The organism is Cobetia amphilecti, assembly GCF_020217465.1.
Lineage (GTDB): Bacteria > Pseudomonadota > Gammaproteobacteria > Pseudomonadales > Halomonadaceae > Cobetia > Cobetia amphilecti.
In genome coordinates, this window is the sequence record NZ_CP084115.1 from 1,583,084 (window position 1) to 1,601,370 (window position 18,287).

Consider the following 18,287-nt stretch of genomic DNA (forward strand, 5'->3'; position numbering starts at 1 on the left):
GGCTTCAGCGTTGCTTGAGCTGATCGCGCAGGCCCGTCGGGACCTGCTTGATGATCAGACGGTCACTCGCTTCATCGTATTCCACCGAGTCGCCCAGCAGGTGCGAATCAAAGCTGATCGAGACGCCCGCGGCGCGCCCGGTGAAACGCTTGAACTGGTTGAGCGTCTTCTTGTCCGGCGGGATTTCCGGTGACAGCCCATAGTCGCTGTTGCGAATGTGGTCGTAGAAGGCCTGCGGGTGCTCTTCATCGATCAGCTCAGACAACTGATCCAGCGTGATTGGCTCGCCGAGCTTGGCCTGATCAGTGGCGTAGTCGACCAGGGTATCGGTTTTCTCGCGACTGGCCTCCTCGGCCATGTCTTCCTTCTCGACGTAGTCGCTGAAGGCCTTGAGCAGGGTGCGGGTTTCCTGACCGGCATCCCGCTGCTCCTGTGCGCCCAGCGTTTCGGCGAAGGCCTCGGCGAGCTTGGTGCGTCCGCGATCGCGCGCCCAGGACAGATAGGGGTGAGACGTCGAGCTGCCTTGCCATTGACTGATATCCAGTCGTGCGGCCAGCGACATCTGGGTCATGTTGAGCTGTCGGGCGGGGGTTACCGCGAGGGACTCGTCGATCGCGAAGCCGTCACGATGGTGCAGCAACGCCATGAACAGGTGACGCGTCTCGCCCTGTTGGTGATCCACCACCAGCAGATGACCGCCTGTCGGGAGGTTGTCATCGATCAACGGCATGAGTCGACCGGCAAGCGTCTGGGTCAGGCTCGCGAAATCGCTATCACCTGCGAGGAAAGACGCCAGCTCGGCGGGGAAGGCGGCAGGTGCGTCTTCATTGAAACGGCCCCAGTTCTTGGCCTTGCCGTGGTAGGCATCATTGAGCCCGGACACCAGATCCTCCAGTGCATCGGATGCCGGCAGGGCAGTGGCGGCAGGCACCAGCTGGGCCGGCGTCTCGCTATTGCCCTTGTCGATACGGTGAATGATGCTGTGCAGGATCGGCATGGAAACCTCCCTCGGCTGCGATGAACGGGCTGGGGATGATACCTGCCACGCCCCATAGCGTCACTCCTGGCGACACCTCCTCACGGACAGGTCTCGCCCTGGATCAGCTGTGTCGAGAGCCGGTGTGATGACGCGGGCTCCAGCCCCAGAATCATTCGCGCGGCAAGGCGGCCTTTCTCGGTACTGTCCTGGTGGACGGTGGTCAGGCGCGGTGACCGATATTGTCCTTCCTCGATGCCATCGAAGCCGGTGATACGCAGATCCTCGGGAATTCGGATGCCACGTTGTTCGGCCAGGGTCACGGCGGTCAGAGCAATACGGTCTGACATGCACAGCAGGAGGTCTGGCCGCTCGCCGGCCGGCAGGTCGAGTATCTCTGCCAGCACCGGCGCGCAGACCTCATAGGTGTTTTCCTCGATGTTCCACATCGCGACGTCTTCCAAAGCCACCTCTCGCTCAGTCAGGGCGCGATGAAAACCTGCCAGACGTGAGCGGGTGATTGTCTGACCCGTCGGAATCAGCGCGTGGGCATCGGTGATGGGGCCATTGCAGGGCGTGTCGGTCAGGCGCAGGTTGACGATGCCGATACGACTGGCGGGTGTCTGCAAGGCATGTTGCGCGATGGCGTAGCAGGCGGGCTCATCATCCACATGGATGGCGGGGTGATCGCCCAGATCGAAGTCGACGGCCACGATAGGCTTGTGACCCGCACTCTGGAGTTCTTCCACCAGCGCCATGCTGGCCATCAGCCCGTAGACGATGAAGCCATCGGCGATGCTGGAAGACCCGGGCACCTGGGAGGCATTCTGGCGGCCTGAAAGCAGCAGTAGGGTATGGCCGTGAGCATCCAGCACTTCCGCGATGCCCGACAGCAGTTCGCTGGCGACGGCGTCCTTGAGGCTGTAGGTCAGCGTCTCCGCGAGTACCACGGCGATGATCCGTGAGCGCCCCGTGCGCAGACTGCGCGCCTTGGCGTCCGGGCCACGGTAGCCAAGGCGTCTGGCCTCCTCGAGCACCCGCTCGCGCAATGCTGGCGAGAGCTGGTCGGGGCGGTTGAAGGCGTTGGAGACGCTGGCGGTGGAGACGCCGAGTTGTGCGGCTAGCTCCTTGAGAGTGATGCGGCGAGGCGATGACACAGGCGTCGGGTTCCTGAAGATGAAAAGCTTGAACGATTAAGTGCAGAGATAGCATATCGCCACGTACCAGAAATGCCCAGAAAGTGAGGGAGTTGGCCGAACGAGCGGTCAACTGCGCACAAGGTGTCCAGCCGGGCAACGCTTGCTAGCGGTCCTGCACATGCGGGGTATCGGTTGGCACGACCAGCCAGACAGCCATCCCCGGCAACAGCCTCAATTGGCCTGCTTCAAGCGAGGGCGTTGCCATGCCGGGCAACGAGACGATCTCTATCGGGACATGACGCTGGCCAAGAGGCGTTCGGAAGCCCAGCAGGGTCGGCAGATCGAGCATGACGGGGGCGTTGTCGTGTTCCGGGTCGTGACTTGTTTCGTGTGCCAGATTGGCCAGGCACACCATCTGCTGGTAAGGGGTGTGACGTATCACACCAAAGATACCCTTCGGCAATTCGGACGGGGAGATGAGCATCTGTTGCCCCGTCTTCAGCGTCGCATTCTTGCGACGCAGTTCCAGCAGCTTGCGAACGCGATTCAGCAGGCTCTCGGACGCCTCTTGTTGCAGCGAGACCGCCTGTGACTGATGAGGGGCATGGACGGGAAGCCAGGGCGACAGGGAGTCAGCGCAGAAACCACCATTGCGTTGAGGCTCCCACACCATGGGCGTGCGACAGCCATCGCGTCCCTTGACCTCGGGCCATAGCGCGATTCCGAAGGGGTCCTGCAGCTCGGCGTAGCTCAGCTCCGCTTCCTCGAATCCAAGCTCTTCGCCCTGATAGAGGCAGAGGCTGCCCCGCAATGAGCAGAGTACCGTCAGAGCCAGCAAGGCGCGTGCGCTCCCCCAGCGGCTGGCACTGCGCGGAACATCATGATTGGACAATGCCCAGCACGGCCAGGCGTCTTCGCCATGCTCGGCAAAGCGTGCCAGAACGGCGTGCAAGTCCACGGCATCGCCCGTGCTGTTGAGCAGGTCGAAGGTGTAGGCCATATGCAGGCGGTGCTGGCCCGCGGTGTAGGCTGCCATGGCGGGAAGCGGGTCGCTGCCTCCGACCTCGCCGACGCTGGTGGCGCCGGGGTATTCCTCCAGCAGGGCACGAATCTCTTCCAGATAGTCGAGATTCTCTGGCTGATCCGCATTGTGTTTCAGCAGTTGATAGCTGCGGGGATGCCCACGGCTACGGTAGTCGTCCGAGGACGGCGGATTGTCCGTCAGCGCCTGGTCATGGAAATAGAAGTTGGCGGTGTCGAAGCGGAACCCGTCGACGCCCAGCTCCAGCCAGAAGCGCAGATTGTCGAGCTGTGCCTGACGCACCTCCGGATGATGAAAGTTCAGGTCCGGCTGGCTGGCGAGAAAGTTGTGCAGATAATACTGGCAGCGCCGTGAATCGAAGGTCCAGGCCGGGCCACCGAAGGCGGCTAACCAGTTGTTGGGCGCACCGCCGTCCGGGCGCGGGTCCGCCCAGACATACCAGTCAGCCTTGGCATTGTCCCAGGATTGGCGACTTTCCCGGAACCACGCATGCTGATCGGAGCTGTGTGACAGCACCTGATCAATGATGACGCCCAGCCCGAGCTCATGTGCGCGGGCGACGAGCCGCGAGAAGTCCTCCAGAGTGCCGAACAGGGGATCGATGTCACGGTAGTCCGAGACGTCATAGCCGAAGTCCTGCATGGGCGAGGTGAAGATGGGGGAGACCCAGATGGCGTCCACCCCCAGGGTCGCGAGGTAGTCCAGACGTTGGATGATGCCGGCAATATCGCCGACACCATCGCCATTGGCGTCCATGAAGCTGCGCGGATAGATCTGATAGAGCGTTGCGCCGCGCCACCAGTCGTGTGCGGCATGGCGATGGAGTTGGGTAGATGTCATTGCACGATCCTTGTTGTCGAGGCGGCAGGGGTCACGGGCATGCTAGAGCGCCGGAAAGGCCCCGCGTCTCTGCGCGAGACCTTCCGGGCGTCATCAGTCTGCAGGCGCAAGGCCTGGCGGGGTGAGGCCGTTGGCGTTACCAGCCGCGGCGTCCGATGCGGGTGAGTTCTCTCCCGAGCGCTTCCACCGCCTGAGCACCGGTCTCCTCGCCCGACAGCACCTGATGGGTGCGGTTGAAGAAGGCATTGGAGACGCGAGCGTAGGCATCGCCCGTCACCGAGGCCGGGCGCGCGACGCCGGTTCTGAGCGCTTCATAGAGCTCCCCCATCGAGGGGTTGCTCGCCAGCACCTCGTCATCCTGATAGAGGTGTTCGATGGTGGGGTTGCGCCCCATCTTCATGGCATGGGCCTTTTGCTGCGGGGCGGCGGTGATGTAGGCGACCAGCTCCGCTGCGGCCTGTGGGTGCTCCGAGTAGCGTGATACCGCAAGATTCCAACCGCCCAGGGTTGCGCGTGACTCGCCCTGCGGGCCATGCGGGAGGGGGGACATGCCGACCTTGCCTGCCACCGGACTGCCCTCGGCCTGGCTGAGCTTCCAGACATAGGGCCAGTTGCGCAGGAACAGCGCATTGCCCGACTGGAACAACCCACGTGACTCCTCCTCGGTATGATTCAGCGCACCTTCCGGAGCGATGCTGCCGATCCAGGAGGCGGCAAGATCGAGTGCCTCGGCGGCGCGCGAGTTGTCGATGGTGACCTCACCGGCATCATCCACCAGGGTGCCGCCGCCCTGGCTTGCGACCCACTCCAGTGCGTTGCAGGTCAGCCCCTCGTAGGCGCGCCCCTGGAAGCTGTATCCCCAGAAATCGGCATTGCCGGCGTCACGTTCCGCCGCCTGGATCGTGCGCGCCGTCTCGGTGAGTTGCTGCCAGGTCTCCGGCACCTGCTGGTCGTATTTTTCCAGCAGGTCCTTGCGGTAATAGAGCACGCCTGCGTCGGTGTACCAGGGCATGGCCACCAGACGTCCCTCTACGGTGCCGTTGTCGACCAGCGCGGGGAAGAAGCCCTCGGTGGCGTCGTCGGGCAGATAGCGGGAAAGGTCGACCAGGTGATCGTCGAGCAGCCCTGGCCACGCCATGTCGACGATCAGCACGTCGATGTCACTGGAGCCGCTGCTCAGCAGCTGCTGATACAGCGAGAGCTTCTCGGTGGTGTCGTTGGGAGTGGAGATCACATTGACACGATTGCCGGATTGCTCAGCCCATTGCTGGGCGAGCTCCGGGCACATGTCGGAATCTCCGCCAGGGCCACAGGCAATCGTGACCTCGGTGGCCAGTGCGAGGGGTGCCGTCAATGAGGCCCCGCTCAACAACAGGGCACCGGCGCTACCCTTGAGGGTCGTGAGCATCCGTTGGCGTGGGGTGCTGATAACAGAAGGCATGGCGTGCGACTCCATCATTGTGATTGTTGTTGCGGCGTCCGGGATGACCGTCATCCACCGAGCATCCCGTGAAGCATCGAATCTGCCAGGCGTCAGTTGAGGGCGAGCCACATGGCGCTGCCTGGCATCAGCGACAGGGGGTGGTGAGAGGCGTGTGTCGCCGTGACACCGGCGATCTCGAGGGTGGTCCAGGTGGTGATATCTGGCGCCAGTTGACTCGGGTCGATCACGCTCGGCGTATCGCCTGTCCCGAGGTGTGCCAGACACAGCAGGCGTTGCGCTCCATGCTGGCGCACGCTGGCGAAGACGTTGTCCGGGAGCCGCTCGGGAGCAATCAGGGTCTGATCGCCCTCGCGCAGCACCTGGCTGGTCCCGCGATAGCGCAGCAGGCGACGTGCTCGCGACAGGAAGCTGTCATCACGGTTTTCCTGCTGCGCCACCGACAATGGCAACTGGCGTGGGGAGACCGGTAACCAGGGCGTGGCCTCAACGCCGGACTTCGTCGCGCAGCGGCTGAACCCACCGTTCAGGCTGTCATCCCAGACCATCGGCGTGCGACAGCCATCGCGGCCCTTGATCTCGGGCCACAGGTTGATGCCGAAGGGGTCCTGCAGGTCCTCGAAGGCCAGCTCCGCTTCGGGAAGCCCCAGTTCTTCTCCCTGATAGAGGCACAGGCTGCCACGCAGCGAACACAACATCGTCAGGGCGAGCAGGGCGCGCGATTCTCCCCAGCTGGTCGCACTGCGTTCCACGTCATGATTGGACAGGGCCCAGCAAGGCCAGGTGTCTTCGCCTTGCTCGGCAAAGCGCGTCAGCACGTCGTAAAGCGCGCGGGCATCGCCATCACTGTTGAGCAGGTCAAAGGTGTAGGCCATGTGCAGGCGGCGTTGGCCGGCGGTATAGGCAGCCATGGTCGGGAGAGGGTCATTGCCGGCGATCTCGCCGACACTGGTGGTGCCCGGGTACTCATCGAGCAGGTCGCGGATGCGCTCCAGATACGCCAGATTCTCCGGTTGCTCGATATTGTGCTGCATCCGCTGATAGCTCTGCGGGTTGCCCGGGTTGACGCCTTCGCGCGCCATCGCCGGGTTGTCGGTCAAGGCGCGGTCATGGAAGTAGTAATTGACGACGTCGAAGCGGAAGCCGTCCACCCCCAGATCCAGCCAGAAGCGCAGGTTGTCCAGCTGCGCCTGGCGCACCTCGGGATGATGGAAATTCAGATCCGGCTGACTGGCCAGGAAGTTGTGCAGATAGTACTGGCGACGCTTGGCATCGAAGCTCCAGGCGCGACCACTGAAGGCTGCCATCCAGTTGTTGGGCGGGTTGCCATCCGGGAGCGGGTCGGCCCAGACATACCAGTCGGCCTTGGCGTTGTGGCGGTCCTGACGGCTTTGCTGGAACCAGACGTGTTGATCGGAGCTGTGAGACAGCACCTGGTCGATGATCACGCGCAACCCCAGCTGGTGGGCTTGCGAGACCAGGTGCTTGAAATCCTCCAGGTGGCCGAACATCGGGTCGACATCCCGATAGTCCGCGACGTCATAGCCGAAATCCTTCATCGGCGAGGTGAAGAAGGGGGACAGCCAGATGGCATCCACGCCGAGGCTGGCCACATGGGGCAGGCGCTCGATGATGCCGGCCAGGTCGCCGATGCCGTCGCCGTTGGCATCCATGAAACTGCGGGGGTAGATCTGATAGATCGTGGCACCACGCCACCAGTCGAGGCGTGCGTGAGGATCGAGTTGAGACAGGGTCATCATGACCTCCTTGTGAGTCGCGTGATCGGCAAGCGGGAGATTCAGTGCACCTCGCCAACACAGCGCGCGATGGCAACGCCGTGGGGCGGCAGCGTCAGGCGACCTGCCTGCCAGTGACCATTGATCATGCCGGGGGCATCCTCGAGGGCTTCCGCTCGCCAGGCGGTCTCCAGAGTCAGGGCCTGAGCAGAGAAGTTGAGCGCGATCAGCAACGACTCGCCGCCTGAGAGACGCGTGAAGCAGATGACTTCCTCATGCAGCGAGTGGAAGTGGATCTCTCCTCGGCTGAGGGCGGGGTGACGGCGGCGGAAGGCGAGCAGCTCCCGGCTGGCATTCAACAGCGATGCCGGGTCGTGTTCCTGATGGTCGACGGCCAAGGCATGATGGAAGTCGGGAACCGGCAACCAGGGAGACACGCGAGAGAAGCCCGCATGTGACTCACCGGCCTGCCACGGCATGGGCGTCCGGCAGCCGTCGCGTCCCTTGTAGCGTGGCCAGAAGGTGATGCCGGCGGGGTCCACCAACTGGTCATGGCGTAGCTGGGCTTCACTCAGCCCCAGTTCTTCGCCCTGATACAGACAGACGCTGCCGCGCTGGGTCAGCAGGAAGGCGAGATAGAGGCGCAGGCGCGCCGGCGAGGCTTCGGCGTCCCAGCGCGTTGCCAGACGTGTGACATCGTGATTTCCCAGCGCCCAGCACGGCCAGCCGTCCCCGATCTGCGCTTCCATCGTCTGTAGGGTCGCCAGGAGGTGGCCGGGTGAGGCGTTCTCGGTCAGCAGATCGAAGGAATAGGCCATGTGCAGCCGCTGGTCGCCCCGGGTGTACTCGGCCATGACGCGCAAGGAGTCATCGTCGCCGACCTCGCCAACGCTGGTGGTGCCGGGGTATTCATCGAGCAGACTCCGCAGCCGTTCGAGAACGGCGAGGTTCTCGGGTTGGGTCTTGTCGTGAAGATGTTGTTGATAGCCGTAGGGGTTGTCCGGGCGCACGCCAATGAAGCCCTCGGCGATCTCACGCCGCGGCGGGTTATCCTTTAGCTCACCATGTGTGCAGAAGTTGATGGCGTCCAGGCGGAAACCATCCACCCCCCGCTCCAGCCAGAATCGCACTTCTTCAAGAATGGCCGTCACGACTTCGGGGTGATGGAAGTTGAGGTCCGGCTGCTCGATCAGGAAGTTGTGCAGGTAGTACTGGCAGCGGCGAGTGTCCCATTGCCACGCGGAGCCCCCGAAGATCGATTGCCAGTTGGTGGGCGGTGCGCCATCGGGTCTGGGGTCTGCCCAGACATACCAGTCGGCGCGCGGGTTATCGCGGCTCTGGCGGCTTTCCTCGAACCACGGGTGGGCGTCGGAGGTGTGTGAGAGCACCTGATCGATGATGACTTTCAGGCCGCGCGCATGCGCTGCCTCGACCAGACGGTCGAAGTCCTCCAGGGTGCCGAACATCGGGTCGACATCGCGATAGTCGCTGATGTCATAGCCGAAGTCCTTCATGGGCGAGGTAAAGAAGGGGGATAGCCAGATCGCATCGACATTCAGCGAGGCGATGTAATCCAGGCGCTCGAGGATGCCCGGCAGATCACCGATGCCATCGCCATTGCTGTCCTGAAAGCTGCGCGGGTAGATCTGATAGATGACGGCGCCGCGCCACCAATCGTGGGCCGACACCTGGGTGTCTCGAATCGTGGACATGCGAGTCTCCTGGGCGGGAACCATGGCTCCCGCCCGTGGGGTCCTTGCGGAGAATGAAGCGGTTGGCCTGAGGCGCCGTGAGCAGGCGCTGGACACTCAGTCCTGGCTGCCAGGCCCTCGAGAAAAAGCCCTGCAGAACAGGCCCTGAACGTCAGGCTGCCTGGCGTTGCTGGGTCAGGCTCAGCGCGCGATCCTGGCTGTCGAAGAGATGCACGTGCTCCAGGTCCGGCACCAGCGCGACGCGTTGGCCGATCTTCCACTGACTGGGGGCTTCACTGCGGTGGATCAGCAGGCTGTCGCCGACTTTCGGATCCAGATAGACATAGACTTCGTTGCCCAGGTACTCGACGTTGACGATCTCGAAGGCGTTGTCGCCACGGGCCTCTTCCAGGCAGAGGTGTTCGGGACGAACCCCCAGCATCAGACGGCTACCAACGCGCTCGCTACCGGCATCGCGAGGCAGGCCCAGCTCGCCGATCCCGGCCGTCGTGATGCGACAGTTATTGGCATCGCTGCTCAATAGCTCCGCCGGCAGGAAGTTCATGGTCGGGGAGCCGATGAAGCCGGCCACGAAGCGGGTCGCCGGTGCCTGATAAAGTGTCTGGGGACTGCCGACCTGTTCGATACGGCCATCACGCAGTACCACGATCTTGTCGGCCAGGGTCATGGCTTCGACCTGGTCGTGGGTGACGTAGACCATGGTGGAGCCCAGGCGGTGGTGCAGGCGGGCGATCTCATTGCGCATCTGCACCCGCAGTGAGGCATCCAGGTTGGAGAGCGGCTCATCGAACAACAGGATCTTCGGCTCACGCGCCATGGCGCGCCCCATGGCGACGCGCTGTCGCTGGCCGCCGGAAAGCGCCTTGGGCTTGCGGTGCAGCAACTCCTCGAGCTGAAGGATGCGCGCCGTCTCCATCACGCGTTGTTCGACGCTTTCCTTGTCGGTCTTGGCAAGCTTGAGGCCGAAGGCCATGTTCTCGTACACCGTCATGTGCGGGTAGAGGGCATAGGACTGGAAGACCATGCCCACGCCGCGCTCACGCGGGGGGAGGTCATTGACCAGATCGTTGGCGATATGCATCTCACCCTCGGTGATCGATTCCAGCCCGGCGATCAGGCGCAGTAAGGTCGACTTGCCACAGCCTGACGGCCCGACGAAGACCACGAATTCTCCGCTGCCGATCTTCAGGTCCAGGTCCTTGATGATGTGCGTGCTGCCGAAGGTCTTGTTGATCTTGGAGAGGGTTACGCTTGTCATCTTGCGACTCCCAGCCGGTGCTCGGCACCGGCTTTCGAAAGAAGGTTAGTCGAGTGCCAGGAAGGCAGCCTGATAGGGCGGCAGTACCAGGCGCGCTGTCTGGGGCTGAGCCTCATCCAGTTCGGCAGTGAAACCCGTGCCCTTGAGAAGACGCGCGCCGCCTGCGTAGGCTTGCGGCAGCGCGGTACTTAGTTCAGTGCCTGTGAGATTGAACAGGCACAGCATGCGCTGACCGTCATGCTCACGCAGGAAGCCCAGAAGCTCGTCCCCCACGTCGACCAGTTGAATGTCCCCCTCACGCAAGACCGGATGCTGACGGCGGAAGTTCAGCAGAATCCGCGTGGCATGAAGCACAGAGTTAGCGTCGTCTTCCTGGTTGGCCACGGCCAGTGGCAGGTGGCGCTCATCGACCGGTAGCCAAGGCTCGACACTTGAGAAGTCCCCTTGCGCCGCTTGACGCCAGGGCATGGGGGTCCGGCAGCCATCACGGCCCTTGAACTCCGGCCACAGCACCTTGCCGTAAGGGTCCTGAATACGCTCGAAGGGCACCTCGGCTTCTGGCAGGCCCAGCTCCTCACCCTGGTAGAGGCAGACGCTGCCGCGCAGTGACAACACCATGGCCAGGGCGACCTTGGGGTAGGACACCGGGTCTTCGTGGGCCCCCCAACGGGTGGCGCTGCGCACCACGTCGTGGTTTGACAGGGCCCAGCATGGCCAGGCATCACCGGCCAGGCGCTGGAAGCGCTCGATGACTTCTCGGATATAGCCTGCGGAATGCGGCGCATTGAGCAGATCGAATCCGTAGGCCATGTGCAGCTTGTCGCCCCCAGCGGTGTATTCCGCCATGCGCTCCAGCGGCTTGTCGTCACCGATTTCACCGACCGTGGTGGTGCCGGGGTATTCATCCATCAGGGCACGTAGGTCTCTCAGGAAGTCGAGATTTTCCGGGCGGCTCAAGTCATAGACGTGGCGCTGCCAGGTATAGGGGTTGGAATCCGGCGCGCCCAGTGTCTTGGCTTCGCCTGCTGGCACTGGCGGATTGTCGCGCAGAGCCTGATCGTGGAAGTAGAAGTTGACGGTATCCAGTCGGAAGCCATCGACGCCGAGTTCCAGCCAGAAGCGCATGTTGTCGAGCTGAGCCTGACGGGCCTCCGGGTGATGGAAGTTCACGTCGGGCTGGCTGGTCAGGAAGTTATGCAGGTAATACTGCTGGCGGCGCGAATCGAAGGTCCAGGCCGAGCCGCCGAAGATCGACAGCCAGTTGTTGGGCGGCGTGCCATCGGGCTTGGGGTCTGCCCACACAAACCAGTCGGCCTTGTCATTCGTGCGGTCCTGACGGCTTTGCTGGAACCAGGGGTGCTGGTCGGAGGTGTGGCTGATCACCTGGTCGATCATGACCTTGAGATTGAGCGAGTGAGCGCGCTCCAGCAGGGCCTTGAAGTCCTCCAGGGTGCCGAACATCGGGTCGACATCACGGTAATCGCTGATGTCATACCCGAAGTCGAGCATCGGAGAGGTGAAGAAGGGCGACAGCCAGATGCCATCCACGCCCAGGGAGGCCACGTAATCGAGTCTGGCGGTGATGCCCGGCAGATCGCCGATCCCGTCGCCGTTGCTGTCCAGGAAGCTGCGCGGGTAGATCTGGTAGATGACGCCACCGCGCCACCAGTTGGAGGAGGTCTGCATTTGGGCTTCGAGCAATGACATGAAAATTATCCTTTGACGGCGCCGGCGGTCAGGCCGGATACGATGCGGCGCTGGAAGATCATCACCAGGATGACCAGCGGTATGGTGACGGTGACGGAGGCGGCCATGATGGGGCCCCAGGGGAGCTCATGCTGGCTGCCGCCGGAGATCAGGGCGATGGCGACCGGCACGGTGCGTTCGCTGTCGGTCAGCGTGAAGGTCAAGGCGAACAGGAACTCGTTCCAGGCCGCGATGAAGGCGAGCAACCCGGTGGTGGCCATGGCCGGCCACATCAGGGGCAGGAAGACCTTGGTGATGGTCTCCCACGGTGTGGCGCCGTCCATGATCGCGGCCTCTTCCAGTTCCATGGGCAGCTGACGCATGAAGGTCGTCAGTACCCAGACGGTGAAGGGCAGCGTGAAGATGGTGTAACTGAGAATCAGGCCACCGGGGTTGTTGTAGAGATTCAGGCTGCGAATCACCTCGAACAGCCCGGAGAGCACCGCGACCTGAGGGAACATCGAGACCCCGAGGATGATCAGCATCACGGTGGAGCGGCCGCGAAAGCGCACGCGCCCCAGCGCATAGGAGGCGGTGATGCCCAGCAGCAGCGCGATCAACACGACGCTCAAGGCGATCAGGATCGAGTTGCCGATCGCCTGTAGGAAGCTCTTCTGCGCAAAGATCTGGGCATAGTTGCTGAAGTCCAGAGAGGTCAGCCAGTAGTTGACCTCGAACAGCTCACTGGACGGTTTCAGTGAGGTGATCACCGCGTAATAGAAGGGGAACACGGCGTAGACGATGATGATGGCGATCAAGGCCCATTTGCCGACATGCTTGGCGAGTCGGGTCAGCTGGTAGCGGTTCATCGGAGTCTGATTCATTTCTCCACTCCCAGTTGGCGGCGGCCAAGGTAGAGGTAGACCACGACGGCCAGCGCGATGATCAGGAACAGCATCGTGGAGGCGGCACTGCCGTAGCCCACGTCCTGGAACTCCACCAGTTGCTGGCGGGCGTAGATGGACATGGTCATGGTGCTCGACGAGTTGGAGGTCAGCACATAGATGACATCGAAGACGCGCAGTGCATCGAGAAGGCGGAAGATCACAGCGACCAGCAGGGCCGGGGTGATCAATGGCAGGGTGACACGGAAGAACACCTTCACCGGGTGGATGCCATCGACCTCGGCGGCCTCATAGCAGTCCTTGGGCAGCATCTGCAGCGCGGCGAGTACCAGTAGTGCCACGAAGGGGATGGTCTTCCACACATCGACCATGATCACGGCCCACATCGAAAGATCGGCATCCGCCGTCCAGGCCAGTGGCGCATCGATCAGCCCCAGCCCCATCAACAGGTGGTTGATGATTCCGAACTGGTCATTGAGCATCCAGGCCCACATCTTGGCGGAGACGATGGTCGGGATGGCCCAGGGGATGAGCACCGCGGCGCGGACCAGCATGCGCCCCTTGAATTCGGCGTTGAGCAGCAGGGCCACGATGATGCCGAAGACAACTTCCAGCGACACCGAGATGACGCTGAAATAGACGGTGTTCCAGACGGAATTCCACCACACCGGGTCAGCCAGCAGGCCGTACCAGACGCCGTCGTCCTTCACGAGATAGTTTTCAAAGCCGATGAAGGCGGCGCCGGTCGTGTCCGAGAGCGAGGCATCGGTCAAGCTGAGGTAGAAGGTTCTCAGCAGTGGCCAGCCGGCCACCAGGGCCAGCGCGACCAGCATCGGCGCGAGATAGGTCCAGGCCGCACGTACCCGCTGGCGTCTGACCTTGGTACCGCGTTTGCGGGTCCGGGCCGAGGGCGTGTCCGTCGGCACTGACTCATTGAGCGTGGTTGTCATGCGAAACCTCCCGGGTTACCAGCGACGACGTTTGATGCGAGCCAGCTCGCCCTTCAGCTGAGCCACGGCCTGGGCGCCGCTCTGCTCGCCGCTCAGCACACTGTGGGTCGCATTGAAGAAGGCGTTGCTGACCTGGCCGTAGTTGTCACCGGTGACGGCAGACGGACGTGCCACGGCATTGGTGAAGGTGTCGTAGAGCGTGCCGAAGAAGGGCACGGCGGTGAGCACCTCTTCGTCCTGATACAGCGCCGTGAGGGTCGGGTTGTAGGCGGCCTGGATGGCCCGGCGTTTCTGCTCGGACTCACCGGTGAGGAAGGCCACCAGCTGCGAGGCGAGCTCGGGGTTCTCGCTGTACTTCGAGACCGCCAGGTTCCAGCCACCCAGCGCCGCCGCGCTTTCTCCCTCGGCACCGTGAGGCAGCTTGACCACCCCGACCTTGCCAGCCACCTTGCTGTCATCGCTCTGGGTCAGCGACCAGGCGTAGGGCCAGTTGCGCATGAAGACGGCGTTGCCGGACTGGAAGATGCCGCGGGCTTCTTCCTCGGAATAATTGAGCGCCCCTTGCGGGGTGATCTCGCCGATCCAGCTGGCGGCCAGGTCGAGAGCGGAGGCCGTATTGGGGTTGTCGACGGTGATCTCGCCATCGGCATCGACAATGGCGCCACCGTCGTTGCTGGCGACCCATTCCAGCGCATTGCAGGTCAGGCCCTCATAGGCACGCCCCTGGAAGACGTAACCCCACATCTTCTCGCTGCCGGCCTCGCGTTCCTTGGCCTGGATCTGCGTGGCAGTCTCTGTCAGCTCCTGCCATGTCTCGGGCGGTGCGAACCCGTACTTCTCCAGCAGGTCCTTGCGGTAGTAGAGCACCCCGGCATCCGTGAACCAGGGCATGGCCACCAGGCGGCCATCGACCGTGTTGTTGTCGATGATGGTCTTGAAGTGGCCCTGCGCTGCCTTTTCGCCGAGCGTCTGGTGCAGATCAAGCAGGTGATTGCCGAGCAGACCCGGCCAGACCACATCGATCTGCAAGACGTCGATGTCACCGGACTGCGCTGACAGAATCTGCTGATAGAGCGAGAGGCGTTCCGTCGAGGAATTGGGCGTGGAGACGATATCGACCTCATGGCCGGTCTTGTCTTCCCAGGCAGCGACGCCCTGTTCACAGAGTTCCAGTTCGGCCCCGACCGCACCGCAGGAGATGGTCAGGTCCGCGCCCAAGGCAGGGGCGGTGGTGGCCGCTCCCAGCAGGGCGAAGCTTGAGGCGATTAACGTCTTGCGTTGCATGGTGGATCCTCGTCACTTGTTGTTGTTTGACCCGCATCGGACGTCTGGGTGGGGGAGAGTCACAACGTCGTCCGATGGTGGTTTCTTAATCGATTAAGGCGTAGTCACAGTCAAGCGATTGGCGTCGATATCCGCAACCTGAACTTTGGTCTTGCTGTCACCGATATGTCGCCAGAAATGGGAGTTTTACGCGGTGATCGCTCCCCTTTGGTCGAATTTCGACATAAGTCGTGTGTCTGGAGCACCAGATTGCCACTAGGGTCTTAAACGATTAAGTGAATGTGGCCACCCCTCCAACGCCAACGCCAATGATTCGGGCGCCACTTCGCTGATCATCGCCAAGCGAGTGATTCGTCAACAACAACAAAGGCTCTCTTCAACATGACAACTCCCCCTCAGCACCCGCTCAAGACCCCACTTGTCATGGCCGTTGCCATAGCGGTCATGAGCACCAGTGGACTCGCCAATGCCGACGGGACAGGCGATATCGAGGCGCGGCTCGCAGAGCTGGAACAGCGTATCGATGACGCCGAACAACGGGCCAGAGCGGCTGAGCGTCGCGCCGCCGAGGCAGAGCGCGCGATGGCCGTTCAGCGCCAGTCGAATGAGGCTGATCAACCCGCGCGCGTGACCGCGCAGACCGAGGACCTCGAAGAGCGTCTGGCGGCCGTCGAGCGCCAGGCCAGTGGCGAAGAAGGTTTCTCCTTCAATGCCTATGCTCGCTCTGGGCTATTGATCGGCGAAGGAGGCAAGAGCATCGAAGGCGGCCCCTATCTCACGCCGGCGGGCTCGGTGGGCGGGGCGGTCGGGCGGCTGGGGAACGAGCCCGACACCTACGTCGAGTCGGTATTCAACTACAAGACCCGCTACGACAACGGGACGAAGGCGCTTTACCGCACCATGATTGCCGACGGAGTAGAGACCAGTAACGACTGGACCTCGGACGAATCCAGTCTGAACGTACGACAGGTCTTCGTGGAGTTGAGCGATCTGCCGAGCTTTACCGGCGCCTTCGAGAACTCCTCCATCTGGGCGGGCAAGCGCTTCGATCGGGACAACTTCGATATCCACTGGCTAGACAGCGATTTCATCTTCCTCGCCGGGACCGGCGCAGGTATCTACGACGTCCAGCTTGCCGATGACTGGAAAGCCAACTTCTCGGTCTACGGGCGCAGTTACAGTGAATACCCGACAGAGGACTCCGATACTGGCGGTAATACCGACAACCTGACGTTCACCATGAACAACTATGTCGGCCACTGGCAGTGGATGGTCAGTGCCCTGTCGGCGGCAGACAATGAAGAGCGCGCCATGGACACGGGGGCCGAAGCGGCCGATTCCGGCTTCCACACCATGCTGGCCTACCATGGCGACAGCTTCTTTGGCCTCGCCGATGGCAGCTTCAAGGCCGCCGTGCTGCATGGCCGCGGGCTCGGCGCGGAGACCAAGGTCATCGGGGCTGACGGGAACCTGACGGATGACGCCACCTCTACTCGCCTGGGGCTTTACGGCACGACCTATCTCGCACCCAAGTGGCGCTTCGCACCAGCCGTTCTGGCAGAGGTGAGCAAAGATCGCTACGACGACGGAGATGAGTATTCCTGGGCGACCTTCAATGCGCGTCTGGCCAATGAGCTGACGACGAATTTCGAGATGCAGTACGAGCTGAGCTATCAATGGATGGACCTGGACCCCGGCTCGACAGGCAATGCCGTGGAAGGCGGGTATCGCAAGTTCACCATTGCACCGACCTTCAAGCCTGAAGTCGGTGGCTTCTGGAAGCGTCCGGAAATTCGCCTGTTCGCGTCCTGGAGTGACTGGGATGAGGAGCTCAATGATTACTCCGAAGACGATGCCCTCGGGAGTGCAGGCTTCACGGGAGGCGAATGGGCCTTCGGTGTCCAGAGCGAGGTATGGTTCTAGGAGCAGGATGCCAAGCTGATCATCGCCTGCCAGTGTTTCGATCTTGCCCGCGGTCAGCCGCGGGTTTTTTGTAACACCATCGCTGGATGGTTGAGACGCTGACCGAAAACTGACGAGCGAGATCTTTTTCGTAATGCTGGAAGGAGCTGCTTAGGAAGTCGGCATGAATTTTCGGTGTCGTTGTCTCTTGATTGTGCAGCTTGATACCCATGATGCCTTTTCTGTATGAATTGCTTGTTGGGTATACGAGAGGCCAATAAAGGATAGGTTCATTGTAAGAATCGATCATCCGGCACCTTATAGTGAGTTGTTGATGGGTTATGCTGAATATTTCCTCCTTATATATTTAATGGCAGTTTTCATATTGATTTTTGAAGGCAGGGGAATGACAGTATGTCACGGAAAGATGAAGGGAACTTTCTGTCGATTATGTTGTATTGAGTCGGCTGGCTCGCGCTATATTTTATGTAAAGTCAGTGGTCGCGCCACCAATGAGGTGAAGCGGTAGGGCTGTTGTTGAGCCCTAATATCTGTGCTAGCTTATATTCGTGGCCTGCCATGAGGCTCAATCACAGCATGTGACTGGTCATTGGTTGATTTTTATTTGTCGCATTATCTGTTTGATTTAGGAGACTGCCATGAATAGTGATATCGCCGAAGGTAAGTGGAAGCAACTCAAAGGTAAGGTCCGCGAAGGTTGGGGAGAGCTTACAGATGAAGATGTCGACGAAATTGCGGGTCGCAAGGAGCACTTTGTCGGAAAGGTTCAAGAGCGTTATGGCATGAACAAAGAAGACGCTGAAAAGGAATGGAATAAACTGTCCGATTCGTAAAGCTTTTTTAATATATATTCCATGTTACCGATGCTTGCGCTTTGCAGGCATCGGTTTTTTGTGTCTGAGCTCCAGCAATCAGAGCAGCACGCATGGGATACAGGGGTTTAGAACATTCTCTCGAGAATACTTGGGATGGCTATTCGATAGCCGAGGCGCTGTCGAGAATGGTCATTCCGTTTCTCGACGCACCTTGCGTAGCTCAGTATTACTGACATTCTTGGAGACTGCCCCTTGGAGAAGTACTGGCGTGTCAAGCCATTGATATTCTCCTTGGTCCCTCGCCAGGTGGGGCTATAGAGGGCATAGCAATACATTTACTGTCAAAGCCCTTTGCACATCTTCGTGATTGGCGACCTCCGAGTCGTATCCAGGGTCATCGTCTGGGTGTGCCACGACGAGGCTCCAGCAACCGATGCATCGGCTGTTGCGTCAGTTCTACTGTGGTCCTGAGCCGTCGTGCTGCCAGAGATAGTCGCCAGGGTCGTGTTATCGAAAGGCGGCTATTGAATCCCTGGTGGCACACGTCAAAGCCAACGTGATATGGCTGTATTCTTCATCA

Annotated in this window: 13 protein-coding genes; 2 read left to right on the plus strand and 11 right to left on the minus strand. The window is 61.5% G+C overall.

Annotated features, from left to right (window positions below; genetic code table 11):
* Positions 1 to 4: 4 nt before the first annotated feature.
* From LCW13_RS06825 to LCW13_RS06875, 11 genes are all read right to left on the minus strand, one after another.
* Entirely contained in the window at positions 5 to 997 is a 993-nt protein-coding gene (locus LCW13_RS06825; RefSeq protein ID WP_024952240.1) for a nucleoid-associated protein, read from the minus strand.
* An 80-nt stretch (positions 998 to 1,077) separates the two neighbouring features.
* Positions 1,078 to 2,133, minus strand: coding sequence for a LacI family DNA-binding transcriptional regulator (locus LCW13_RS06830; protein WP_176426456.1), 1,056 nt, complete (start codon positions 2,131 to 2,133; stop codon positions 1,078 to 1,080).
* Positions 2,134 to 2,278: 145 nt separating this feature from the next.
* On the minus strand, positions 2,279 to 3,997 hold the full coding sequence (locus LCW13_RS06835) for an alpha-amylase family glycosyl hydrolase (protein WP_088743466.1): 1,719 nt from the start codon (positions 3,995 to 3,997) through the stop codon (positions 2,279 to 2,281).
* A gap of 136 nt (positions 3,998 to 4,133) precedes the next feature.
* Positions 4,134 to 5,405, minus strand: coding sequence for an ABC transporter substrate-binding protein (locus LCW13_RS06840; protein ID WP_404813681.1), 1,272 nt, complete (start codon positions 5,403 to 5,405; stop codon positions 4,134 to 4,136).
* Between the two features lie 125 nt (positions 5,406 to 5,530).
* Positions 5,531 to 7,198, minus strand: coding sequence for an alpha-amylase family glycosyl hydrolase (locus tag LCW13_RS06845; protein ID WP_404813678.1), 1,668 nt, complete (start codon positions 7,196 to 7,198; stop codon positions 5,531 to 5,533).
* A 38-nt stretch (positions 7,199 to 7,236) separates the two neighbouring features.
* Entirely contained in the window at positions 7,237 to 8,886 is a 1,650-nt protein-coding gene (locus LCW13_RS06850; RefSeq protein WP_024950906.1) for an alpha-amylase family glycosyl hydrolase, read from the minus strand.
* Between the two features lie 151 nt (positions 8,887 to 9,037).
* Positions 9,038 to 10,144, minus strand: coding sequence for an ABC transporter ATP-binding protein (locus LCW13_RS06855; protein WP_175090554.1), 1,107 nt, complete (start codon positions 10,142 to 10,144; stop codon positions 9,038 to 9,040).
* Positions 10,145 to 10,189: 45 nt separating this feature from the next.
* Positions 10,190 to 11,830, minus strand: coding sequence for an alpha-glucosidase family protein (locus LCW13_RS06860; RefSeq protein ID WP_175090568.1), 1,641 nt, complete (start codon positions 11,828 to 11,830; stop codon positions 10,190 to 10,192).
* 26 nt (positions 11,831 to 11,856) lie between these two features.
* A complete protein-coding gene (locus LCW13_RS06865) occupies positions 11,857 to 12,699 on the minus strand; it encodes a carbohydrate ABC transporter permease (RefSeq protein ID WP_084208934.1) in 843 nt (280 codons plus the stop codon).
* Between the two features lie 11 nt (positions 12,700 to 12,710).
* Entirely contained in the window at positions 12,711 to 13,685 is a 975-nt protein-coding gene (locus tag LCW13_RS06870) for a carbohydrate ABC transporter permease (protein WP_175090552.1), read from the minus strand.
* Positions 13,686 to 13,700: 15 nt separating this feature from the next.
* Positions 13,701 to 14,969 (minus strand): ABC transporter substrate-binding protein, encoded by a 1,269-nt coding sequence (locus LCW13_RS06875; protein ID WP_225347884.1) that lies wholly within the window; start codon positions 14,967 to 14,969, stop codon positions 13,701 to 13,703.
* A 423-nt stretch (positions 14,970 to 15,392) separates the two neighbouring features.
* Here LCW13_RS06875 and LCW13_RS06880 point away from each other — a divergent pair, with 423 nt between their 5' ends.
* Positions 15,393 to 16,892, plus strand: a complete 1,500-nt coding sequence (locus tag LCW13_RS06880; protein ID WP_107335101.1) for a carbohydrate porin — start codon at positions 15,393 to 15,395, stop codon at positions 16,890 to 16,892.
* Between the two features lie 638 nt (positions 16,893 to 17,530).
* Positions 17,531 to 17,725: a CsbD family protein gene (locus LCW13_RS06885; RefSeq protein ID WP_043334054.1), complete on the plus strand. Its 195-nt coding sequence runs from the start codon at positions 17,531 to 17,533 to the stop codon at positions 17,723 to 17,725.
* Positions 17,726 to 18,287 lie beyond the last annotated feature (562 nt).